The 23,094-nt window shown below is 63.2% G+C and carries 21 protein-coding genes; 10 read left to right on the top strand and 11 right to left on the bottom strand.

Annotated elements, in window-relative coordinates; translation table 11 throughout:
- Positions 1-126 precede the first annotated feature (126 nt).
- The 9 genes from B2G71_RS11780 to B2G71_RS11820 all read left to right on the top strand — a co-directional run bounded on the left by B2G71_RS11780 (position 127) and on the right by B2G71_RS11820 (position 7,969).
- Positions 127-2,220: a ParB/RepB/Spo0J family partition protein gene (locus tag B2G71_RS11780; RefSeq protein WP_098105959.1), complete on the top strand. Its 2,094-nt coding sequence runs from the start codon at positions 127-129 to the stop codon at positions 2,218-2,220.
- Between the two features lie 83 nt (positions 2,221-2,303).
- Positions 2,304-3,980 (top strand): ATP-binding protein, encoded by a 1,677-nt coding sequence (locus B2G71_RS11785; protein ID WP_098105960.1) that lies wholly within the window; start codon positions 2,304-2,306, stop codon positions 3,978-3,980.
- Positions 3,977-4,876, top strand: coding sequence for a zincin-like metallopeptidase domain-containing protein (locus tag B2G71_RS11790; protein WP_098105961.1), 900 nt, complete (start codon positions 3,977-3,979; stop codon positions 4,874-4,876). Before B2G71_RS11785 ends, B2G71_RS11790 begins: the two co-directional genes overlap by 4 nt.
- Positions 4,877-4,981: 105 nt before the next feature.
- On the top strand, positions 4,982-5,638 hold the full coding sequence (locus B2G71_RS11795; protein ID WP_098105962.1) for a hypothetical protein: 657 nt from the start codon (positions 4,982-4,984) through the stop codon (positions 5,636-5,638).
- 9 nt (positions 5,639-5,647) lie between these two features.
- Positions 5,648-6,253: a hypothetical protein gene (locus B2G71_RS24505; protein WP_240530126.1), complete on the top strand. Its 606-nt coding sequence runs from the start codon at positions 5,648-5,650 to the stop codon at positions 6,251-6,253.
- Positions 6,250-6,486, top strand: coding sequence for a hypothetical protein (locus B2G71_RS11805; RefSeq protein WP_098105963.1), 237 nt, complete (start codon positions 6,250-6,252; stop codon positions 6,484-6,486). The genes B2G71_RS24505 and B2G71_RS11805 overlap by 4 nt, the downstream gene beginning before the upstream one ends.
- Positions 6,464-6,970, top strand: coding sequence for a DUF3768 domain-containing protein (locus B2G71_RS11810; RefSeq protein WP_240530127.1), 507 nt, complete (start codon positions 6,464-6,466; stop codon positions 6,968-6,970). Before B2G71_RS11805 ends, B2G71_RS11810 begins: the two co-directional genes overlap by 23 nt.
- Positions 6,971-6,975: 5 nt before the next feature.
- A complete protein-coding gene (locus tag B2G71_RS11815) occupies positions 6,976-7,311 on the top strand; it encodes a hypothetical protein (RefSeq protein WP_206049383.1) in 336 nt (111 codons plus the stop codon).
- A 139-nt stretch (positions 7,312-7,450) separates the two neighbouring features.
- Entirely contained in the window at positions 7,451-7,969 is a 519-nt protein-coding gene (locus B2G71_RS11820) for a DUF736 domain-containing protein (RefSeq protein ID WP_098105965.1), read from the top strand.
- Positions 7,970-8,308: 339 nt separating this feature from the next.
- Here B2G71_RS11820 and B2G71_RS11825 read toward each other — a convergent pair whose 3' ends face one another.
- The 11 genes from B2G71_RS11825 to B2G71_RS11875 all read right to left on the bottom strand — a co-directional run bounded on the left by B2G71_RS11825 (position 8,309) and on the right by B2G71_RS11875 (position 21,632).
- Positions 8,309-9,175, bottom strand: a complete 867-nt coding sequence (locus B2G71_RS11825) for an SIR2 family protein (protein WP_098105966.1) — start codon at positions 9,173-9,175, stop codon at positions 8,309-8,311.
- Positions 9,175-10,242: a DUF262 domain-containing protein gene (locus B2G71_RS11830; RefSeq protein WP_098105967.1), complete on the bottom strand. Its 1,068-nt coding sequence runs from the start codon at positions 10,240-10,242 to the stop codon at positions 9,175-9,177. The genes B2G71_RS11825 and B2G71_RS11830 overlap by 1 nt, the downstream gene beginning before the upstream one ends.
- Before the next feature lie 78 nt (positions 10,243-10,320).
- Positions 10,321-10,767, bottom strand: a complete 447-nt coding sequence (locus tag B2G71_RS11835; RefSeq protein ID WP_141521561.1) for a hypothetical protein — start codon at positions 10,765-10,767, stop codon at positions 10,321-10,323.
- A 1,241-nt stretch (positions 10,768-12,008) separates the two neighbouring features.
- Complete coding sequence (locus tag B2G71_RS11840) at positions 12,009-12,887, bottom strand: ATP-binding protein (protein ID WP_098105969.1); 879 nt, start codon at positions 12,885-12,887, stop codon at positions 12,009-12,011.
- On the bottom strand, positions 12,884-13,123 hold the full coding sequence (locus tag B2G71_RS11845) for a hypothetical protein (protein ID WP_098105970.1): 240 nt from the start codon (positions 13,121-13,123) through the stop codon (positions 12,884-12,886). The genes B2G71_RS11840 and B2G71_RS11845 overlap by 4 nt, the downstream gene beginning before the upstream one ends.
- The gene (locus B2G71_RS11850; protein ID WP_168176348.1) at positions 13,113-15,284 is read right to left on the bottom strand and encodes a DEAD/DEAH box helicase family protein; all 2,172 of its coding nucleotides are present in this window, start codon (positions 15,282-15,284) and stop codon (positions 13,113-13,115) included. The genes B2G71_RS11845 and B2G71_RS11850 overlap by 11 nt, the downstream gene beginning before the upstream one ends.
- A gap of 14 nt (positions 15,285-15,298) precedes the next feature.
- On the bottom strand, positions 15,299-16,135 hold the full coding sequence (locus tag B2G71_RS11855; protein ID WP_098105972.1) for a phosphoadenosine phosphosulfate reductase family protein: 837 nt from the start codon (positions 16,133-16,135) through the stop codon (positions 15,299-15,301).
- Complete coding sequence (locus tag B2G71_RS11860) at positions 16,132-16,671, bottom strand: class I SAM-dependent methyltransferase (protein ID WP_098106012.1); 540 nt, start codon at positions 16,669-16,671, stop codon at positions 16,132-16,134. The genes B2G71_RS11855 and B2G71_RS11860 overlap by 4 nt, the downstream gene beginning before the upstream one ends.
- A gap of 94 nt (positions 16,672-16,765) precedes the next feature.
- Positions 16,766-17,293, bottom strand: a complete 528-nt coding sequence (locus B2G71_RS11865) for a hypothetical protein (RefSeq protein WP_098105973.1) — start codon at positions 17,291-17,293, stop codon at positions 16,766-16,768.
- Complete coding sequence (locus tag B2G71_RS11870) at positions 17,293-20,676, bottom strand: ATP-binding protein (RefSeq protein WP_098105974.1); 3,384 nt, start codon at positions 20,674-20,676, stop codon at positions 17,293-17,295. Before B2G71_RS11870 ends, B2G71_RS11865 begins: the two co-directional genes overlap by 1 nt.
- On the bottom strand, positions 20,676-21,632 hold the full coding sequence (locus B2G71_RS11875) for a DUF4007 family protein (RefSeq protein ID WP_098105975.1): 957 nt from the start codon (positions 21,630-21,632) through the stop codon (positions 20,676-20,678). Before B2G71_RS11875 ends, B2G71_RS11870 begins: the two co-directional genes overlap by 1 nt.
- A gap of 146 nt (positions 21,633-21,778) precedes the next feature.
- On the opposite strand from B2G71_RS11875, the gene B2G71_RS11880 reads away from it, so the two are divergent.
- Complete coding sequence (locus B2G71_RS11880) at positions 21,779-22,966, top strand: cysteine desulfurase family protein (RefSeq protein WP_098105976.1); 1,188 nt, start codon at positions 21,779-21,781, stop codon at positions 22,964-22,966.
- Positions 22,967-23,094 lie beyond the last annotated feature (128 nt).

Below are 23,094 nucleotides of genomic sequence, written 5' to 3' on the forward strand. Positions count from 1 at the left end.
TCACCTGCACCGCCCGCGTTGCTTCCACCCGGGCGTCCATTTCGTTCCTGAAGTGTCGAAAGGGGAGGGGGATTGAAGGGGTTGAGCCGTTCGGCTCGATCCATTCCGGCCATGAGGAGCCCTCCCGTGAACGATATCCAGATGATCCCGCTCGGCAAGCTGCGCTTGTCCGAGGCAAATGTCCGCAAGAACGACAGCAACCTCTTCATCGAGGAGCTTGCCGCCAACATCGAGGCCAAGGGCCTGCTGCAGAACCTGATCGTGGTGCCCGCCAAAAGGCGCGGGTTCTTCGACGTCACCGCCGGCGGTCGGCGGCTCCGCGCGCTGAACGCGCTCCTCGAAGCGGGCAAAGTGGCCAAGACCCACGAAGTTCCGTGCAAGGTCATCGACACCGACAGCGCCGAGCAATCCGAACTCTCGCTGATCGAGAACGTCATCCGCCTCGATATGACCCCGACCGACGAGATCCGCGCCTACAAACACTTCGTCAACGAGGGCAGCGACCTCGACGCGATCGCCAAGCGGTTCGGCCGGACCCGCCGGTTCATCGAAGGCCGTCTGCGCCTGGCTGACCTTGCCGATCCGATCTTCGCTGCGCTCGAGGAAGGCCAGATCACGCTCGATGTCGCCAAGGCCTACGCGACTACGCCCAATCACGAGCGCCAGATGATGGTGTGGAACGAACTGGCCGATTCCTGGCAGGGCAACCAGCCCGATTCGATCCGGCGCATGATCACCCACAGCGCGGTGCGCTCGTCCTCGCCAATGGCAAGGCTGGCTGGCGAAACCGAATACCTCGCTGCCGGTGGCCGGATCGAACGCGACCTCTTCACCGAGGATTCGAACGAGACCTGGATCGATGCCGAGATTGCCCAACGCATCGCCGGCGAGAAACTCCAGGCCTTTGCCACTGAGGTCGCCGAGACCTCGGGCTATGCCTGGGTGCGGCCAGTACTTGAAAGCCGGGTCCCTTACGCGGCGACCGAAGATCTCCACCAGGTCCATCTCGAACCCGCACCGCTGACCGAAGAAGAACAGGCCGAAGCCGACCGCCTGCTCGAGACGATCTCCGCCCTCGAAGCCGAAAGCGAGGGACTCGACGAAGACGACGAGACCGCGGCTGCAGACTTCCAGTCACGCTGGGAAGCAGCGACCGAAGCATACGATGCTCTTCACGACAAACCCCCGGTGATCCCCGAGGAGATGAAGGCCAATCTCGGCTGCTTCGTCATCGTGCGCGAGAATGGCGACCCCGCCATCGCCCACGGCCTCTACAGCGACAAGCCGCTCGAAAAGCGCAAGGCGCGCGGCAGCGATGCCACTGGCGACGGCGGTTCGCCCGGCGAGAGCGGCGATGCCGGATCGGCCCCCAAGCCGCTGTCGCAGAAGCTGGTCGAGGAGCTAGCCGTGCAGCGCCGCGATATCCTCTCGGTCAACCTCGCCGCCAACCCGGCGATCGCGCTCGACTACATGATCTTCGCGATTGCCGATGCCGGGCTGACCTACGGCGCACAGGCGCTCGGCACCACGATCCGCGCGCCTTCGCCCTCGCTCTACCTTGCCAGCTATCCGGAGTCCCCCGCGCACACGCTGATGGCTGACATGCGTGAGACGCTCGATACCGCCTGGACCGAACACGAGCGTACCGTCGAGAGGTTCACCGCATTCAGCGCGCTCGATGACGAAGCCAAGGCCGCATGGCTGGCCTGGTGCGTTGCCCGCACGCTCGAAGCGAGCATGGGCGTGGCGCGCAAACCCGGTCAGTCCGGCCCCGAACCGATCGAACTCCATGATCACCTGGCATCGCTGATGGAGATCAACGTTGCCAATCACTGGCGGCCCACCTCGGCCAACTACTTTGACCGGGTGAGCAAGCAGACACTGCTCGCGCACGTCACCGAAGTGGGCGGGCCGACCATGGCCGCAAGCTTCATGGGCGCGAAGAAGGGCGACCTATCGGCATCCTGCGAGAAGCTGTTCGCCGGTGAGACCATCGTCGCGCCCGAGGTCAAGCAGGCGGCGCTGGCCTGGGTGCCCGAAGCGATGCGCTTCCGGGTGCTCGGAGAATCCGAGGAAGGGGAGGCGGAGCCCGAAGATGGCGAAGCCAAACCGCAGGACGATGTGTCCGATCCCACTGAGCCGGAAGCGGCACCAGACGCCGCTTCGGAAGACCACGGCGAACCCGACGCAGCCGCGCCGCGCGAGACCGTCGACGCCTGATCCCATCCCTTCACGCAACGCCGCCGCAGGCCTTTCGGGGCCTGCGGCGTCATGCCTGTCGCGCCACAACAGGACTTCTTCCCATGACCATTCAGACAAAGCTGCGGGCACGCGTTTCGCCGCAAGTGATTTCCAAGGTTACTCGCATATTCAACGGAACCCTCGACGACATCTTCAACGAGCTGTTCCAGAATGCCCGCCGCGCCGGTGCCACTTTTGTTGCCGTCACCACCGAGCATATCGGCGACGCCTGCATTATCACCGTCACCGATGACGGGGCCGGCATCGCCAATCCTGCCGATCTCGTCTCACTCGGCCAGTCAGACTGGTCGGATGAATGCCAGACCCGTGAGGATCCGGCCGGCATGGGCTTCTTCAGCCTGGCAGGGCTGGACACGGTGGTCAGTTCTACCAGCGCAGCGGGCGCCTTCTCGCTGGCCATATCAGGCGACGCCTGGACCGGCGAGGCAGACATAGATGTCCTGCCCTGGGATGGCCCGCCCGGAACGCAGATCGCGTTCCACTTCGCAGCGTTCCCCGATGGCAAGCTCGAACGCGCAGTAGCCGCAGCTGCACGATTCTATCCGCTGCCTGTCAGCTACAACGGCGAGGGCCTGCCAAGCGCGGACTTCCTTGAAGGCGCGCATTCGGTCATCGAGCGCGACCGTGTGCGGATCGGTGTGTTCCGGCAACGCCATGTAGGCCAAATGCCGACGGTCAATTTCCACGGTGTGACGCTGATCCACGTACTGCCACAGATTAAGGAGGTCCATCACGCGCAGTGGAGCGCCCGGGTCGATATTCTCGATGCACCCGACCTCGTGCTGGTGCTGCCCGCGCGCAAGGAAATCTACCGCAACGCCGCGCTCGAACGCCTTGTGACCCAGTGCCGCGAGGCGATCTTCGCAACCATCCGCGCCGAGCCCTTCCATCGTCTCAGTTTCGAGGACTGGCTGGAAGCGAAGGTCAACGACGAAGACTATCCCGAAGCCTCCCGCGAGTTGCCGCCGCTGCACACGGTCCATGCGCGTGACACCTATCGCGATATTCCGAAGTTCGAGCCGCTCGCGGCCAATGCGGCGATCTACGACGAAGCGGACTCCTACGATTCGGTCACCTTTGAACGCGCGCTCGCCTTCTCGCGCGGCGGTGTCGACGGCGAGCCGCATTGTCTGGCGGGCGCCCAGCCGCTGACCTTCTACACGCCCCTGCGCCAGTTCGCCGGCTATCACTGGTACGATGCGCTTTCGTGCTACATCCGCACCGGGGAGTCCTTCAGCCAGGACGATGGCTTCCAGACCCGCTCGGACGATGACGGGCTGACCTTCCGTCCCGACAGGATCACGCTCGAGCTTGCCGATCAGCATGACCGCCGTCTTGCGGTGCCGAGCGACTTTGCCATCCTCGAAAACGACGATGCCTGGAGCGATCCCGACTATACGCGGATCGCGCTCACCTGCACATCCTCGCTCGACCCGGGCGATCTTACCGAACTCATCATCGATGCGGCATTCAGCCCTTCGGACGACTCCGATGCGGACAGCTACGACACTCAGGAAACACGCTTCCGTCACGATGCTGCCGTGCGCGCGCATGGCATTCTTGAAGGCGAGGACGCCGCAACCCTCGCCGGAATCCGCATGGCCTTTGCCGACCGCGTGGCCTGGCGGATACCCAAAGGGCGCACGCTGCAGCTTACATGGTCAGGCGAAGGGACCGACCTCAAACTGCTTGCCACTGCCGGGGAGGCACGGCCATGACCCGCAAACCCCGGCCCGATGTCGCGCAGGTCATCACCGACCTAATCCTCGAGAAGATCGCCGCGGGCACCGCGCCTTGGCTCAAGCCCTGGTCGGCGACCAGTACCCGCCCACTGCGCCACAACGGGGTTCCCTACACGGGGATCAACACGTTTTTCCTATGGGCGGTGGCCGAGGCTTGCGGTTACGCCAGTCCCTACTGGATGACATATAGACAAGCCGCCGAACTTGGCGGGCAGGTTCGGAAGGGCGAGAGCGGTTCCTACAGCGTCTTCTACAGCACCGCTCACAAGACGGACACCGACCGGCAGACCGGCGAGACCACCGAAAAGACCATCAGGTTCATGAAGTGGAACCACGTGTTCAATGCGAGCCAGATCGATAGTTTGCCCGCGCATTACTACCCGGAGCCACCGGACCCCAAAGCCATCGGCGAACTGTCTGCCGGCGTGCGTGACTTCCTCGATGCAATTCCGATCCGGGTCGTCCATGGAGGCGGCAGCGCGCATTACACGCCTGCGACCGACACGGTGACGCTGCCGCAGCCACAGGCGTTCCATTCGATCGAGGCGTATTTCTCGACCCGATGCCATGAGCTATCTCACGCCTCAGGCCACGCCAAGCGGCTCAATCGCCAGTTCGGCAAGCGCTTCGGCGATCAGGCGTATGCTTTCGAGGAAGTTGTGGCGAGCCTGGCGCAGGCGATCCTTTGCGCCGAATACGGCCTGCCGAACGAGCTGCACGACAGCCACGCTTCATACATCGATCACTGGGTCAGGATCATGCGCGGCGACAAGACCGCGATCCTCCACGCCGCGGCCAAGGCCGAGCAGGCGGTCCAGTGGCTGCGCCAGTTCGATCCCGCGCTTGCCGAACCCGAGCGCAAGGCGGCCTGAGCGCAGCGAGCACATCGCTCCTCTCACCAGCTTCGCTCGCACGGCGAGCGGGAAGGAGAGGGGGTGGGCAACCCATGCGCCTTTCCGGCGCAAGGGAGCCATGCGATGAACTACGATCTCGATTTCCGCTACCGCCGGGCGCTCCAGCCCGATGGGCTGGCAACGATACCGACCGCGACCCAGGCAGTGATCGATGCAATGCAGGACGCGCGCAATGCCGGGATTGACCCGGCGCGTGATCCGGCGACCATTCTGCTTGCCCGCCATGTCGGTCGCATTGCGCTTGGGCACGCGCCCGATGCGACCTTCGCCGAAGATGCGCCGCTGCGCCGCCAGTGCATCGAGCGGATCGACGAGCTGAAGTCGAAGCCCGCGCTGGTGGCGCTCGCCCGGCGGGGCGTGGGCTACGACCCGGAAGCCAAACGCGTGTTCCAGCGCGAAGCCCGTTCGGCGCTCAGGATTGCCGCACGGCAGCTGGGGCTTGGTCCCGACGATTATGATCTGCGCGCCAATCCGGGCGGCATCGCCGTCTCGGGCGAGATCACGCTTCACGCCGACACAATCTATGTCCAGGTCGCGCTCTACTGCATGGGCGCAGGCCGTGAGGTGATGTTCCGCCGCTGCAAGGGACGGCAGGACTATATCGGCGAGCGCAACCATTATTGCGACGTCGCGGTGCTGGCCGATCCGGTCCGCTTCCGCGCGACCGTGGTTCGCGAGACCCGCCTCGAACTCGAACCCCGACAAACCGAACTCGTATAGGAGGCCCCGATGGGTTGGCTCTCGATGACCGCATCGGGCATGGCGCCCCATGCCACGCCCAAGGCATATCTCGATGCCCAGTTCACATTCCCGCCTGACCTGGACAAGGGGCGGACCACGGGTCTGCGGGTCCTCAAGTCCTCGGTCCGTTCGGGCGCATGGTATGCTGCCTGCCAGAGCTATGAGGCCGATGGCACCTCACTCGTCTTCGCGGCGATCTGCCTCATCCGCTGGAACCCGAAGGCGCGTGACGGTTACGTCTTCGCCTACAAGGACATGGAAGAATCCATGGGCCCTTATCGGTACGACTGTCCGGCCTCGATCCTCGATCTGCTCGATCCGCCACGGAACGAACACGCCGCGCAGTGGCGCGAGCATTGCCGCCAGCGTCTGGCGCTGACCTCGCGCCGCAAGCCCCGGCCTGGCGACACGCTGGTACTCGCAGAAGCACTGACGTTCACCGATGGACACAGCGAACGAACATTCCGCGTGGTTGCTTCAGGCAAGAAGACGCGGCTGTGCCGCATGAGTGATGGCGTGGGCGTGCGGATCACGAACCTGATGAGCCGTGCCTGGACTATCGTCCCGCCTCCAGCAGATCCTTACGTGTCATGAGCGAACCCGCCGTGACCACCCGCTCGCCCAAGCGCGCGCGGCTGTGCAGTATCGAGAACGCCAACCGTGTCGCGAGCCAGGTCGCCGAACGCATGGCTGCCGACACAGCCGTGGTGAAGACCGGCAATCCCCTGCAGCCGTTCCGCGTTGTCCTCGCAAGCCGCGCTTCGCCTGCGCGCATTGTCACCCGCGTCGTCATCTCCAGCAACGATGACGAGCCCGTTCCCGCCTGACCCGGCAAGCGCCGGCAAGGAGGGGAGGGGGATCGGGCTGTGCGATCAATCGCAAGAGGAGCATTTTTCAATGGCCCAGCCTGCCCAGGCATCCTGCCTTTCCGCCGAACAGTCCCGCGCCGAAGAGATCGCCCGACTCAACGATGCCGCGCGCGCCGGAACGCTTGCGAACTCCCGCATGGTGTTCACCCGCAATCTCGTCGACCTGCTTGCCGGCGACGCGGACGATCCCGCCGTCGCACAGGTGCGCCAGTTCCAGAACCAGGCCGCCCTGCTTCGCCTCGTTCGTGAAACCCCGATCGACCCTGGCAACGACCCCAACGGCGAGAGGGACTTCGGCGTCGTGACCTTCCTCGATCGCAAGATCTTCTGGAAAGTCGATGTCTATGAGAACGACGGCACGTTCCAGTGGGGTGCCGAAACACCGTGGGATGCGCAGACCAGCTACCGTGTGGTCACAGTGATGCTCGCAACCGATTACTGATCCGGATGTCGCGCTATTCGCTCAAGCCGCTTTCCCACCACGCCGACCTCTTCGAGGTTGCCCTGGGCTGGGACCCCGGGCTCGATACCTTCTTCGTCACCATGTTCGCCGCAAGTGACGGCGAGCCCGATCCCGACGTGCGCCTGTGGCGCGGCACCACCTTCCGGGAAATCCCGAGCGCTTCCGCGTTGCTGTCGATCGTCCGGGACTATGCCGAGGTGCCCGAGGGGCTTGCTTCGCGCCTCGAGATCGACCGGCTCCGCAACCCTCACGATCAGACCCGGCCAATCAGCACGCTGATTGCCGGATTGCTGGGGGCAGGGCGGGGCGGTTCCCGGTGATCTCTCCGTGCCTCTCCCAGGAAGTGCTGCGGGCAAGGCCCGCAGGTCTCGGCCTGACGGCCGGGAGGGAAGGGGGATGGAAGAAGGGTGATCGGACAAGGGGTCCGGTCGCAATCAATCCTTCAAGGAGAACGTCCCCATGAATATCGGTGAAATCCGCAAGAACGCGAATGGCCAGCTGATCGGCTCCGTCGAAACGCTCACCATCACCCGCACCATCGGCCTGCGGCCGGTGAGCTCCACCAACCCGCGCGCGCCCAAGTACGAAATCGTCGCGCTCAACGACCAGCGTCGCTGGGTCATCGTCGGCGCCCTGTTCGAACTTGCCTCGAACGCGACCGGCGAGATCTTCTACCAGGGCAAGATCGACGATCCGTCGATGACGCAGCCGCTCTACATCGCCGTGTTCCCTCGCGAGGACGGCACCATGGCGGTCGCCTGGCAGCGCCCGCGTCGCCGCAATAACCAGCTCGGCACCGCCGAATACGGCGAAGGCGACATGTTCGCTGGCGATGATGCCGGTTCCGATGCCGACAGCTCCGGCGACGGTCTCGGCGACAGCACCGCGACGCCCCCGGCGAAGCGCGGTCGTGGCAGCGCCAAGGACAGCGGCACCAGCGAAGACGAAGGCACCCTGCCGCCGATGGTCGACGCTTAAGCGTTAACCGCTCCTCCGAAAGGACGGGGACCCAACTGCGGGTCCCCGTCCCCATGCAAAGGCCGCACCCGCCCCACGCGGCCCGAGGCGGAACGTCGGCGCACCCCCCGCCCGGCGTTCCGCCTCTTCATTTGCAGAGAAGGCTTTGGAGAATTCCGATGGGGCGAGGGGTTTGCATTTCAGACGATCCGGAATGGCTCCTATCGAATCTATGCAGGCCTAAGCTGACGTAGGTTCATCGACGCCGGTCAGGCGCACCGCGAAGTATGAAGCTTGACTTGGTTGCTACTGCGATCGGCCTCTTCCCAAATGCGTCTAGTCGAGTGGATCAACCCTATTCTAGGCGGCGCCTGCGGCACCTTCTACGGCGAGCAGTTCCACAAATTCCTCGATCTCGGCATATTCGCTGGCGGAACTGACTGGGATCACCCGGATCTTGAAATCCTTGAACCACCGTTCCTTCTCGACCTCGGTGATCTTCTCCTTGGTCAGGAGGGCATAGTGTGTCGGCCCCGCGTCTGGCGCAAAGGTACCGGCGATATAGTTGAGCATTAGATTGATTTCAGGGTCGCTCATGGATGCGCCAACGAAGATCACCGTGTACATGGAGAACATCGTCGCGAGCATGTTCTGATAAGCGGGCTCCTTAAACAGGATCTGCCGGTAATCCTGTTCTGTCAGGATGATGCCATCGCCAGCGCGCGTGGCATCGCCATGCGCCTTGAGAATGAAGAACTCGCGTCGGGACAGGCTTCGCCGAACCTCGCCAATATCGCGAAAGGTGCAGACCGTGACGTCGGCATCAATGGTCCGCCAAGCCCGCTCCAACAGCGTATCATAGTTGGTCGTCAGGACGAACTGAAGACGATTGAGCCTGAGAAATGCGTCGTGTAACTTGGTGGGGACGGGTTTCGACTCCACGAATACGCGTCGGATGAAGTCTCCAAAAAAGCTTCCGAGATCCGCCTTCAGGCCCGAGGCCGCCATCAAATATTTTCCCGTGTCAATCAGGGTTTCATATTCCGCGGCCTTCGCATCGGAGATCGGCACATTGGACTTTGCGGTGGCGATCATCTCACGCAAGAGGTCCGCCCATTGCGGCAGGTTTGCTCCCACTGACGCCCCAGCGCCCACGAGGAGCCCGCACCGGTTCTTCCGATATTCGTCGACCAGCGCTGGCGGCAGATCTCTGGGATCGAACGACATCAATCAACCTCCACGTTCCGGAGGAACTTTCTCAACGCCTTGTTGCGCTTCTGCAAGTTGGTCTTGGACGCGCCGTCGGCGCGGAAGGCATAGATATATTCGTAGAGCGCGCGGTCATTCGGCGCGGCATCCCGCCGCCGCGAGTTGAGCAGCAAGTCGGGTTCGGAGGTATATTTTCTGCGCCGCTCTTCGAAATAGTTATATTTGGCGGTGATCTTCTCCACGTCGATTGACTTCCCCTGCTCGTGGAGTTGCATGATTACCCAAAGCAGGTCGACGTAGATCCATTTGCGCGTGATGCGGAATCGCGTGTGTTGATCGATCTCAGCCAGGACATTCAGGGCGTCGCCGACCTTCGAGGACAAGGCGAGGATGTCCTCCATATCCGCTACAGCATATTCGGTCTGCAATGCTCGCAAATCGGTCGACTTGATGTCGCGCGATCCGTTCCAGGCCGCCACCGCGAACGCATGGCCGGCGTAGTCGAAATACTTGGAACGATCGTTGTTGATTTTAGCGTTGCCAAAGAACTCATGCGACGTCGCGGTAAGCTGGATGATGTTGCGCATCGGCCCCAGAGCGGCGTTGCGCAGCTCCGCAGGATTGAGCGGCATGCCCATCTGCAGTCGCGCGAACAGGGTAGTAATTTCGTCATTGGTTGCGCTGACAATTTCCCCCACGCCGATTTTGAAGCCGCGAAACTGCTGCTGGAGGAAGGCATCGAGCTCCGCGAAAGTCTTGCCGTTGATGACATGCCCGTTGATCGGCTCCAGCGCGCCGGCGCCGCTCAGTGCGAATCCGGCTTCACCGTCGGCAGGGGCCGCGAAGTCCCAGATTGCGCGCAGCCGCTGTTGCCCATCCACGGCCTCATGACCGTAGAGGCTACCGGCAGGCAGCTTGCGAAGATAAATCTTGGGAACATCCATCTCACGGAGAATGGAATCGATGAGCAGAACACGGCGCGAGGTCTTCCACGCAGGACCGCGCTGCCAAATCGGGTTGAGGTTTATTCGATCTTTCAGGCCGATGAGTTTCTCGATCGTCCAGAGCCGTTGCTGGACCTTCATGGGACGTCGCGCTGCCGCTCGTCGAGCAGGACAGTCGATCCGGGAAGCCCCGCTAACGCATAGGGGCAATCAGGGCGCTCAATCATCGAGCATATCCTCTATGACGTCCGAGAGAAAATCGAGGGCGGTGTCGCCGCCACGTTCTTCCAGGATCGTGATCAGGCGCGGCAGGCCGGCGATCGCATAGGCGTTGGCCACGCGCATCATCTCGTGCGGCTTATCTGTCACCTGGACATCATCGGTATGGGCGATGGCAAGCAGCATGAGTGCGTTGGAGCGCCAGAGATCGCTCCCGAAGACGTCACCATTGATGGCCTTGTAAGTCGGCCCCTTGTGATCAAAGTCCGGCTTGATCTTCTCTTTCACGGCCAGGCAGAGGGCCATGAACCACATATCGACCATGCGCGGGAAGGGGCTGTCCTCAGGATTGTTCCTGGAACCTTCCGTCCGGGTCAGGCAATAAGTGTGGAAATAGTCCTGGTACTTCTCGGGCAGATAGACGTCTACAGGCGCAAAAGCGTTCATTTCAGGCCTCCACCGCTACGGCTTCGGACTCGCGCCGCTCCTCGCGGCGCTCGCACTGCTCACAATGATCGCGGTGGTCGCAGTCGCACAGCAGCACGCCGATGTCGTTCACGCCCGGGTCGTTGACGAGGATCTTGGGATAGTGCGCCGGATTGGTCAGCGTGTAGATGCGTCCGGCGCGTTCATCGAGAATGTCCTCGCAGCCGGTGATCTCCGAATGGGTGAGGAAGAGGATGAGCTGCGAGCTCTGCTCAGCCGCTAAGCGCAGCACCTCGCGTTTCACATAGCCGCTCATCATGCCGAGCGGCGTGTCGATGACGTTGGGCGCCTCCACTTCGCTGACCTTGGTCAGCGCCAGAATGAAGGCGATGGTCAAGGCACGCCGTGACGCTCCGTTGAGATCCTGGGACGGGTCCAACGGATTATCGAAGCGACCGAATACGACGATCCGGAAATCCGGCGTGATCTCCGCCCGGGCGATGATCGAGCGCTGCGAGGGATCGGCGCCGATCATGTCGAGGAACAGCGTGTTCATTCGCTCACCGACCTTGTGCAGCTCGGTCGTCTTCATCGTCTCGAGCGCGTTGGTCAATATCTGTTGCAGGTCGTGCGCGACCTCCAGTTCGGCGCTGATCTTCGCGCCGCGTTCGTCATGCTGGAGCAGCTTCTTCCGCAGCTCCTCGGCCGCCTCGATGTCCTTGCGATTGGTATCGAGGAAGCCGTCATATTTGACTTCCTTGCCGTGAGCGTCCTTCGCCTGCTCCCGATAACGATCACGGGTCGCCTTAAGCTGCTGGATATCGACGTCTGGAAGCGCGGCGATCTTGGCATCGATAGCCGCCTCCTGCTCGCCCAGATCACGGTGGCGCTTGTTGGCGCGCTGCCGCCGCTCGAACACAGCGCTGAACTCGCCCGACCAGCCATCGCCCTCGATCGGCCGCAGCAGATCTTGTGCGCCATAATAGAGCGCCGTCACCTTTTCCTGGATGGCGTCCGAGGCCCGGCTGTCGTCGATCAGCTTCTGAATGTTTGCGCGTCGCTGCTGGCCCTCGGGATCGTTCGGATCGAGGCTCTCGCCGCAGATACAGCGGGGTTGATTCAGCCGATCATCGAGGACAGGGATCGTCTCACCGGGAATCTTACCCTGCTCATGCAGCTTGTCGAGCACCGCCTTCGCCTTCTCGAACGGCTCGGCGAGGAGCGCCTTTCCTAGCAGAATGCTCTTGAACAAATTGGCATGATCACGCGCCGCTTGGCCCGCATCTTTCTCGGCCGCGATCTTGCCCGCCGCAGCCTTTTTCCGTTCGGCTTCGAGTTCTTCGCGATTGCCCTTGCGCAGCGCGTCCGACAGCCGGCGATCCGCCCGCCTCGGCAAGATCCTCCAATTTGAGGCGTGCCTCTTTCGCCTCCTTATGCTGGCGTTCGAGTTCGGGCGTTTGCTCCTGCAAGGCCGTGAGTTTCTCCGAGACGGTCTTCAGCTCGCGTTGCGCGCCGGCGTCGGCGCGGACCTTCTGATTGAGCTCGGCGCTGACCTTGCGCGTATGCGCTAGCGCTTCCTCGACGACCCCGAGGCCGAGCAGCGACCGGATCGCGCCCTCGACCCGCTTCATCTGATCGCCGCGGTTTCCCTCGATGAAGCTGAGCGCGCGATCGCCGTCGGTGAAGAAGACCTCGCGTAGCTCGCGCGGCAGATGGGGCCGGATATGGGCCTCGGGATTGTCGACCGGCGGCGTTCCGGTTGCGTTCAACTGGAACAACTTGACGTTCGCTGATCCTCGCTCGAATTCGCCGCCTTTCACTGTCTCGGTGACATAGCGCAGCAGGCGGTAGCGGCGCGGTCCGGTCTTCGTAGGAACCTCGTAATCGACTTCGACCGACACATTCACGCTGGTTCGCGTGCCCGTCGCCGCGTCCATCGGGCTGAGCCGGAAGTTCCGTCCCCGATCTGGGAGCGCTTCATCGCCGAATAGCCCCCATTGCAACGCCATGAGCAAGGTGGTCTTGCCGCTTTCGTTCGCGGCCCGGATGACGGTGAGATTGGACTCCGTTTCGACCGCGAATTCGATCTGGATGTCCTTGAGGAGCCGGAAATTCTCGACCCGAACGCGGAGTAGCTTCATTCTGCCTGATCTCCGCCCTCTTTCGCCCGTGTGCGATGCAGAAACATGGCCACGGTGTTGACCTGGTCGCCAATTTTCTTGACGACGTTCGTGCGCGCGATGGCATGGTCCCGTTCGGCTTGGAGAACGTCTCCGAGCAGTTCGGCCAACTCGTCCTGGTAGCCGTCGCAGCGATCAGGCACGGCTTTCAGCTCGCCGAGCAAGACCTCCAAGATCTTCTTGTCATTATAGGCCATCTTCGACCCCCCATACGTTAGCGATGGCCTGGAGATGCTCTACCGCCTCATAAGGACCGTCGGTGGCCGGCCCGTTTCGGCTAAGGCGCGCAAACTCCCAAACCCGCTCGAGCTCGGAGCGTACTAGCTTCCTCGCGTCCTGATCAAGCGACTCTCCGTCCGATGTCGTCGCCATTCCCGGGGGAAGGACAACAAAATCGTGGATGACGGCGTGAGTCTTGCCGATCGCCTTACAGGTCCTGAGCAAGCGCCCCCGTCTCTGCACCCATTGCCGTTTCACTGTAGTACTGGCCAAGATATAGGCCAATTTGATTTGAGGTATATTAACGCCTTCGTCGAGAACGCGCTTGGCAGTCAGGACTTGTGTCGTTCCTTCCTGAAAATCGGCAAGGATTCGCGCCGTCTTCTCACGACTCTGCGTCTCCTCCTGCGTCAATTGGTGGAACAGCACGCCGCGCTTCTCGAGCAGCGCATTCACGGCCCCGAGCTGCGCCGGCTGCTTATCCGTCGCGTAGATCAGCGTGTACTGCAACGAACGAGGCACCTCGGCGTCGAGCAGACGGGCGAGAAGGTCGATCTTGTCATCCGCGGTCTCGAGGATCAGGCGCCGCTGCCGGAGCAGATTATCCAAATAGGGGTCGCTCTCCCCTCTCTTGATCTTCCAGGCCTGCGCGGAAATCTTCGCCGTCAGATCGTACCATTCCGCCATCTCGGCGTCGGTCAGCTCGACGAAATGGACATGGTAGTCATATTCGGTCAGGCATTTGCCGATCGCCTGCTCCAGCGTGAATGCGTAGCAAATCTCCCCAAAATACGCGATGAGCGCGGCCGTGCCTTCGTCGTCATACTGCCGCACCGGCGTCGCCGAGAGGCCGAGGCGATAGTCGAAGCATTCCGGCGGGTTTTGGGTGAAGGATTCGGCCCCGAGATTGTGGCACTCGTCGGCGATGAACAGCTTGGGCACGGACAGCCCCGAGATCGCCGCGATGAACTCCTCGGTGCAAAGCGTATCGTTGCTGACCACCAGGATTTCCGCGCATGAGCCGCCACGGCGCAGCCGCCGACCGGCCTGCTTGATCTCGCGATCGCGCGCGAGCGGTCCACCCGCCGCCGGGAGGTTGATCGGTTCAACCCCGAATTCCCGAATCTCGCCGCACCATTGTTCGATGAGCGGCCGATAAGGGGCGGAAACGACGACGAGCAGCTTCCCGACCTCGTCCTGAAGCCGCGAGGCGCAAATCATCGATGTGATGGTCTTGCCTGCGCCCGTTGCCATTTCGAGGATGCCGCGGCGACCGGCGCCCTCCCAGGCTTTGACGGCCGCGCCTTGGTGCGCGAAATCGCCCGTCTCATAGTTGAGATAGGACGGGATCGAGAGCGCGTTGCCCTTGACGGGCTGGTCGAGGTCCACAGGCTTTTCGATGCCCTGCGCCTTGCGCCAGAGATGCGAGAGTTCCAGCTCGTCGGGCATCGTCTCGGTCTTGTAGTTCTTGACGATCTTGCGCTGCACGGCGTCGGGCAGCGAGAGCACCAGACAATCGGCGTCGCCGCCGGCCCACATCTCATCGAATTCCTGCCGCAAGCGGTCGACATGAAATCGCGGTTCCTCACCCTTCCAGTCACGGCTGAGCGTCAATTGCTCCTTATTCTTGGTGAGCGCACGTCCCGTGAGATTGGTCGAACCGTGCAGCGCAGCGCGATCGTCGCCATCCTGGAACAGCCAGACCTTCGGATGAAACAGCGCATCGCGCATCACTGCGATCTGCAGCACTAGGCGCTCCTGCGAGATCAACCAAGCGAGGCATTCGAGCGTGTGCCGGACCAACAGATTCTCGTCGGGCACCTCGTCGACCAGGATCCGTTGCGCAAATGCCGCCAGCGCTTCCTGGTCCTGCGTCAGCGTATCGAAGTCGCCAGCTGTCAGGAACGGACTGACGATGAGGCGCAAGGGCGCGGTCTCGTTGCGTAGGAACACGGCAAGCCCAGGCGCAATCTCGGCGAAGGACGCGCTGGCGAAATAGCCCATCATCATATCCAGCGACCGCGTCGCCCGAAGGGCGGGCATCAGGACTTCGCTCGCCATCGGGTCGGCAGGCTGGACATAGAGCGGCCGTGCCGGCTCAAGAGCGTCGCGCAATCGCGTTGCCGCCATGCCGCTCATGGCCGCGGCCCCGCTCATTTGTGGCAGGCCACACAGACTTTCGCCTGCCCGTAGAGATCGTCGATGTCGATCGGCTCATAGTCGGGCCGCAAGGGGTTCGGCCTCAGCTTCGCGCGCTGCCGGGCAATGCGCGCCGCATGGTCTCGCCTGATCTCCTCGATACGCTCGGGTCGCTGCAACTCATCGAGCGATTCGCCATGACTCCAGGTGAAAGGCGATCCATGCTCGATGGCGTTCTTCTCATAAGCTTTGGCTTCCTCGAAGCGGTCGGGGTGCTGTTCCATCAGCCGCACCCATTCGATCTTCTGCTGATAGAAGCAGAAGGAGCACCCGCTGCGCGTGCGCCATTCGTAATATTTGGGCAGTCCCAGTCCCGCGGCCTCGAGCAGCTCCAGCACGCCGGCCTTGTCGATACCGGCCTCCCGGAACGGGAGCCGGACCAGCAGGCGCTCATGTTTCGAGCTATAGCCCTCGCGATATTCCTCGTCCGAGCGGATCGCGACATAGCTGTAGATCGTTTGCCCCTCCTCGAGCATGGGCTTCAGCCAGCGCTCGAAGGGGCGAAGCTTGAGCTGCCGGGTACACCAGCGGGTCTGCGGCGACGGCAGGAAATCATTGTACTGCTTGAGCCAGAAGTCGAAGTCGCGGTCGGGGTTGAGCCGCAGGATGGCCTTGCCGAGAAAGCCTTCGAGCCGGCCGAGATATTCATAGACCTCAGGGAGCTCCTTGCCCGTATCGGTAAAGAAATACTCGATTTCGAGCTCGGGATGGTGCTGGCGCATATAGACAGCAAGGGCAGCGCTGTCCCTGCCGCCGGAAAGCCCCAGAACGTGCTTTACCTCCCCGCTCACAACCCGCCGTCGCCTTCCCACTTGATCGCGATGGCGTTCAGCCAGTCCGCGCGTCCTTTCAAGGTTCCCTCGCCGCCCGAGATCCAGACATCGTCGAGACGGGCCTGTGGCAACTCGCGGAAAATCGCCCGCAGCCGCGGCTCGTCCATATCGGTGAACATCCGGCCATCATCGGTGACGCGCTCGCCCCGCCCGAGCTTGAACGACATATAGAGCGCGCCGCCCGGGCGTAGCGCCCTGATCAAGCGGTCGATCGCATCGTCGAGCTCTACCTCGGCGACATGGAGCAGCGATGCGCATGCCCAAACGCCATCGAACGCATTCTCGTCGTCCAGATCCTGGAAACGAAGATGGCGGGTCGCTACGCCGGTCAGCGCGCTCGAAAGCGCGCAAAGCTCGGCAGAGGCATCGAACGCCTGCACCCGATAGCCGAGATCGAGGAAGGCCAGCGTATCGCGTCCTGAGCCCGAGCCGGCGTCCAATATCTCGCCGGCAGGCGGAACATGGGCGAGGAAGCGCCGGTAGATCGGCGCCATGTCGACATCGAGCGTTGCCTTTGCGTAGGCTTCGGCCGTGCGATCATAGTAGGCGATCGTGCCGTCGCCCTCGTGCCGGAACGCTGCCGCGCGACTAGGCACTCGATCCTCCTGCGTTTCGGCGCGCCCGGCTGAAAATGATCACATAGAGACCGAGCAGCAACGCGGCGAAACCCGCCACGCCCCACCATCTCGACAGAGCGAGCGGCCAATATTTCCAGAATGCCCCGAAGAACGAGAATGCCGCGGCCAGCAGCATCAGCGCGCAGAAGATCGTGATCATGCTGTAGCTGCCGAGCCACGGCGCGCGGGGCGTCTTGGGCGTGCCGCCGGCAAAGCTCGGCGGATGAAACGCCTCGATCTGGTCGAGATAGCTCTGGAGCACGTCGCGGATGCGCACAACGACCAGGGTCAGGGCCATATTGCTCAGCCCGGCGAGCATCAGCAGCGCGAAGCGAATCTCGGTATCGAGATTCTCGCTAACGCCAGCGCCGAACCAGAGGCCGCCGGTCAGCGTCATGGCGAGCGCCGGGATCTGGTTCATCTGCGTGTTGAGCGCGCGAAACTGCTGGAAGTTTTCCGAATAGCAGATCGCCGCCTTCTTGGCGTCCGTATCGCACATCAGCCGCCTCCCAGAGCCCGGGCGGGCTGTCGCTGCTCGGTCTCGCCGCTCATGTATCGCGCCGAGAGCTCCGCGAGCGCGGCCAGAATGACATTGCGCCGCTTCTCGTCAGCGTCGTCGAGCGCCACTTCGACTTGATGGATAATGGCATCCACCTGCGCCCGGTCGCCGTCCGCAATCTGAAATTCCTCCAGGAGCGGGGCAGGTCGCCCATTCACGCCGATGACGATCGCCATCGCGTGCCGTTTCTCGGGCCGTCCCTTGACGCGCGCGAAGGTCTCGCACCGCAGGAAGCGCTGCGCCAGGTCGGCCAATTCGACCGCGGCCCGATCCAGATCTGGATCGACCCAGTCGCGTGGCGGCTTGCTTGCCGCGAGGCTGGCGATCGCCTCGAACGCTTCGTCACGGCCGTCGAACTGCGACAGCCGGCCGACGAACGCCTCGACATGAAAGTCCCCCGCGACCTGCCGGATGTTCTCCGCCCGGTCCCGAAGCTCGGCGAGCGCTTGGGGCGAGGTGTTGGGAACCTGAAGTTCGGCGAGCATCATGTCGGCCAACCGGCGCATCAAGGACGGATAGGCGCCGACGAGCTCCTCCAGCCCCTCGCGCAAGCCGTTGACGATCGGGCCGAGCTCTTTTTCGACCAATTCATTGCCGTCCGCCGAGACCAGCGCCGGAATATCGTCGAACAGGAACTGGTTGGGATCGTGCGCGCGCTTGAACAGATCGCGCACCCTGATCGCATTGGCCGACAAGCGCCCGGTCCGCTTGGTCCAGGCTGGCAGCTTTTCGTAGATCCCGATGAGGCCGCGTCCAACGTCGATCGGTTGCAGATGGGCGAGCGTATTGCCCTCGTCGAGCGCGCGGACCACGTCGGCCATGCCCGACAGCAGCCGCCGCGACACGGCTGATAGATCCATCCAGCGTAGCTGGATCGTCGCGGCATCCTTGGCCAGATACTCGACATCGACATCGTCGAAGCGCGCGCAGAACACGCCCTCGCGGTAGATGGCGAGGCTCTCGCGCTGAGAAAGGACGAAAGCGACGCCCAGGATGGGCATGAGCCCGTCCTTCACCCCATAGGGCGGCGCGCGCCAGACGTCATAGACCTCGACCATCGAGATCGGGCGCTTGCGCTGCCGCTTGATCCGCTGCATCGCCGCCTTCCACATCGGCGCAAGCCGGCTCGGGTCGTCGTCTGGTGCGTGGAAGGCCCAAACGTCGGATTCCCTCCGGTACAGACCAGTGCCTTCGAGCAGTGAGGCCAACAGTCCGCCTTCGGCCGGGAAGTCGACGATGCCGAGACGCGGCTCGCCTTCGTTCAGGACCATCCGACGCAAGAGGATGTTCTGGGCCGCAATCGCGCTTCCCGAAGGCTTGTGCCGGTTAAGCAGCTCGCTGTGCAGGATCGGACATTCCGAAAAGCGGCGATCGGCAAGCTCGGAGGCGAGCCCGTTGAGATCCGGCTGACGCAGCGACTTGGGCTGGTGATGCTTGCGATACCAAAGCGCGCTGTCGAACGCATTGTGCAGCTCATTCTCAAGCTGGCCTTGCAACACGGTGAGGCGGGCATTCACTTCGCGCCGGGCCACGGAGTCGCCGGCGAGCTCTGCCCGCGTGCTGCGGACCGTCTCCAGAGCGAGCAGCTCGCGCGCCAAGGTGACAACCGCCCACGCCCGCTTCGAAAGCCCGGCGATGATGTCGCAATCGTCGCGCTGGCGCGCGGCTTCGCGGCACCCCTCAGCGACATAGTCCTCGTTCTCGCCCTCGGTCGGGATGGCGAGAACGAACTTGCCGATCGTTCCCGGACCCGGCTGATAGGCGGAGGCGAGATCGACGAGCTGGCTGACGGGCGCGATCGTCAGATCGAACCAGCGCATCGTGCCGGTCTCGTGATAGTGCTTCTTGGCGAGCACTGGTTGCAGACCGGCCAGCGCGCGTAGAACGGCAAAATCGAGTTCGGGCTCTTCCTCCATCGCCGCGCGCACGGCCTGGTCGACGTCGAAATCGCTTCCGGCGAATATCGCGTGCGCGTCGACGAATTTCCGGAAGATCGTGAACGACCAGCGCTCGAGCTCACCAAGCGCCGTGCGCAGCACCGGCTCGGCGAGGTCAGCAAAGCAGGTACGAAGCAGCTCGAAGCTCGGCACGAGGGCCGACCGCTCTTTGAACAGATCGACGACGGCGATCGTTTTCAGCAGCCGGATATGCAGTTCGCTGCCGCCGATCGCTTCGCAGCGTTCGAGCGCCTCGGCGGCGAGCGCCCAGCGATGGCCATCGGGCGATGCCAGGATCGAGGGTTCGAGATTGGCCCTGAGATAGTCCCATAGCCGCGCCGGCTCGTAGAGATCGCCTACCTCTGCGCCTTTCAGGAAATCCTGAAAGCCGTGCGGCTCGGCGGAATTGAGGAAACCGAAGATGCTCCGCTGATTCTGGCCGAAGCGGCGGCGTGAAATCGGACCGAGCAAGCAGGCCACGACCGGATGGAGCGGCCAGCATCCTTCTAGCATCTGCGCCAGGGACGCGGCATCAGCGGCGCGGGACCGATGCAGCATGGCCGCGACCGTCGTGGCAAACGCGCCCGGTTCCGAGGCCTCCCGATCGGTCTCGACCGCGCGCGAGATCAGATCAATCTGCTCCTCGCCGGCGGTGTTGATCGCGAGATCGACGAAACGGCCCTGGATCTTCGCCCATTCGTCGCGTCCCTCTTGCGAGAGCCGGTTGGCATATTCCTCGAAGGCCTGGTGCAGGATACCGACGACGAGCAGGCGGCGCTCGCTGCGCGACGCCAGCTCGGCGAGTTGCTGGAAGACATAGAGGTCGGCGCCGTCTTGGGCGGCTGCTTCGAGAAATTTGCCCATCTCGTCGATGAACAGGATCACGCCGCCATGCTTCTCACGGCGATCGGCGGCCGCCTCCTTCAGCGCACGCACGACGTCGCCCTCGCGCCACCCTCCTCTTGGCTGACGCGCGACCAGACCCGCGGCATGAAGCGCCTCACCGATCACGACGACGGGATCGTCGCGCCGACCAACGACAGGCACAATGCGCCACCCGTTGGCCCCCGGCGGCAGCGCGGCACGAACCTTGTCGGCGACATCGCCGCTGAAAATCGAGGAGGCTTGGCGCCGCCGCGCCGCGTTGCCATTGAGCAGGGCGCTCAACGCCACAACGAGACTGGATTTTCCGCTGCCGTAGGGCCCTGTCCAGGTGAACGCGCCCTGGCCAGTCTCGGCGACATGCCGGGCCATCGTCATCAGCACATCGGCCGATGTTTGGGGGCAAATGAAACCTTCCAGCGCCTTTGGATCGGTAAGATCGGTGTCGATCCGGATCGAGCGCAGATAGCGCCGGCCGATCCTGACGCGCTCGAGCAGCGACATCACGCCGCCTCCTTCCGGCGGGACGCGCTGAAGTCGGCCTCGGCGAAGGCGAGTGCAAGTTCCGGTGCGATTTCCCGATCGCGGACCACCTGCTTCAGTCCGGCGGTCTCCGACCACCGGAAATTGCCGCCAGTGACCTCGGCGAGTTCGGCCAGGCGGTCGGCCACGTCGTTCTCGTCGAGCAGGAAGACGCGCCCAGGACTGCCGGGCTCGTGCGTGATTGCCTCGAGCGAAAGGGTCGCAGCCGTCGTATGGCGCGACCAGAAATCCAGAAGGGCATAAGCGAACACGCCGTCGCCGAGCGACGATTTGGCACCACGCACAAAGCGAAAGCCGTCCCGTTTGCCGAGCGCGCGTATCAGCCCGAGCTCGGAAAGCGGACATTCCAGCGCATCGTCATTGCCCGAGCGCGTGCTCGGTTGCTGCGCCACGTAGGTCCGGATGAAACAGGCCACGTCGTTCTTGACCGTGGCGACAGCGACGCGCGCCCATTGCCGGTCCTTCGCAAGCCGCTCGACACCTTTGACGAGCTGCTCGCGCTCGAACGTGACGCCCGGATAGTGATTAAACGCCCAGAACCAGGTCGTCTTGGTCGGTTGCGCCGCGAGCTGCCAATGGATCAACCACAGCGTCGCGGGGTCTTCCATATAGGGATCAAGCCCTTGCATTCCGAACAGGCGGTCTCCGAGGGCCGTGGCGCGCACCGCTTTCGCGGCCGCCGATTCTACCAATATTCCCGCGACTTGCGCCCAATGCCGGATCGAAGCGACCATGTTCTTGCCGACGCCGAAGCGGGCGATGGCATCGTCCCCGAAGACATTGCGAATCTCAGCCTCGCCGCCCGCGGCGGCGACGGCGTCATAGGCCTTCTTCAGCCAACCGTACCGGAGCGGAAAGGTCTCATGCCCCGAAAGTTGCGGCGTATAGCTGTCCTGATATAGCGGCCCTCTTGCCATTGCCCCCGCCTGGATTGATCATCCAGGTGACGATAGCGCAATATTTGTGGTAGCGTCAATTGCTGCTGGAGCCATCATCCAGACGATGGCTTGTGCGCGACGCGGCCCTTCGGCATCGGGTGTAAACGCTAAGGTATTGAAATATTATGAAAGTTGGCGAAACTATCTATCTGGATCATCAGGCGACGACCCCGGTCGATCCGCGGGTTTTCGTCAAAATGGCGGCTGCGTTCACCAATGCTTTCGGCAATCCGCACGCATCCGAGCATGTCATCGGTTGGCGCGCCACCGAGGCGATCGCAGCGGCGGCGCGGCAAGTGGCCTCGCTCGTCGGCGCCGATCCGGACGAAGTGATCTTCACCTCCGGCGCGACGGAAGCCAACAATCTCGCGCTCCTCGGCCTCGCCGACTACGCCGAACGCAGCGGCCGCCACCGGGTCCTACTGAGCGCCATCGAGCATAAGAGCGTCCTCGCGGCGGGACGAGTTCTGGCGCAGCGGCACGGCTTGGAGGTCGCCGTCATCGAGGTCGATCGGCAAGGCCGTGTCGATGAGGCCGCGCTTGCGGCGCAACTGGACGGGGACGTCCTGCTTGTCTCGATCATGGCTGTGAACAACGAGATCGGCACGATCCAAGCCGTGGATCGGATCGGGGCGTTGGCACGCGCGGCCGGCGCCTTGGTTCATTGCGATGCCGCACAAGCGCCGTGCGCGATCGACATCGGCGACCTGGCGCATCACGCAGATCTGATTTCGCTCTCCTCGCACAAGATATATGGCCCGGGTGGTATCGGCGCGCTCGTCGTCCACAGAGGCGTTCAACCTTGTCTCACTCCGCTCATTCATGGCGGCGGTCAGCAAAATGGCCTGAGATCGGGCACGCTCCCGCTTCCGCTGTGCGTGGGGTTCGGCGCTGCCGCCGAACTCCTGTCCGGCACTTCTGCGCGCGAGGAAAGGGATCGGGTTCGCGCCTGTCGCGACTTGTTCGTCGAGACGCTGCTCGCCGAGGGGTGCGAGGCCGTGTCGAACGGCCCCGACACTCGCCTTCGCCATCCCGGCAATGCCAACCTGCTGTTGCGCTCCGTTACAGCGGCCGACCTTCTGGCGGCGTTGCAGCCGACGCTCGCCGCCTCTTCCGGATCGGCCTGTGCCTCGGGAATCCCTGAGCCGTCACATGTGCTCCGGGCAATCGGCCTCACGAGCGAGGAAGCCGACTGCTCGATCCGATTCAGCCTCGGTCGCTCGACCACTGCCGATGAAGCGGTGCAGGCCGCGCGGATCGTTAGCGCCGCCGTGGAGCGGCTTTCTAGCGGACCGTTGCGCGCAACGCTATAAAGAGCAGCCATCTTGGCTGAAGAGTTGTGGGATGACCGTACCCCAACTGTTCTTATAGAGGGCTCTAGCAATTTCTCCAGGTTCGGAGTCGAATCAGATTGATGACTCGCATTCGACCCGATCTCGGC

Source organism: Novosphingobium sp. PC22D (assembly GCF_002556635.1).
Classification (GTDB): domain Bacteria; phylum Pseudomonadota; class Alphaproteobacteria; order Sphingomonadales; family Sphingomonadaceae; genus Novosphingobium.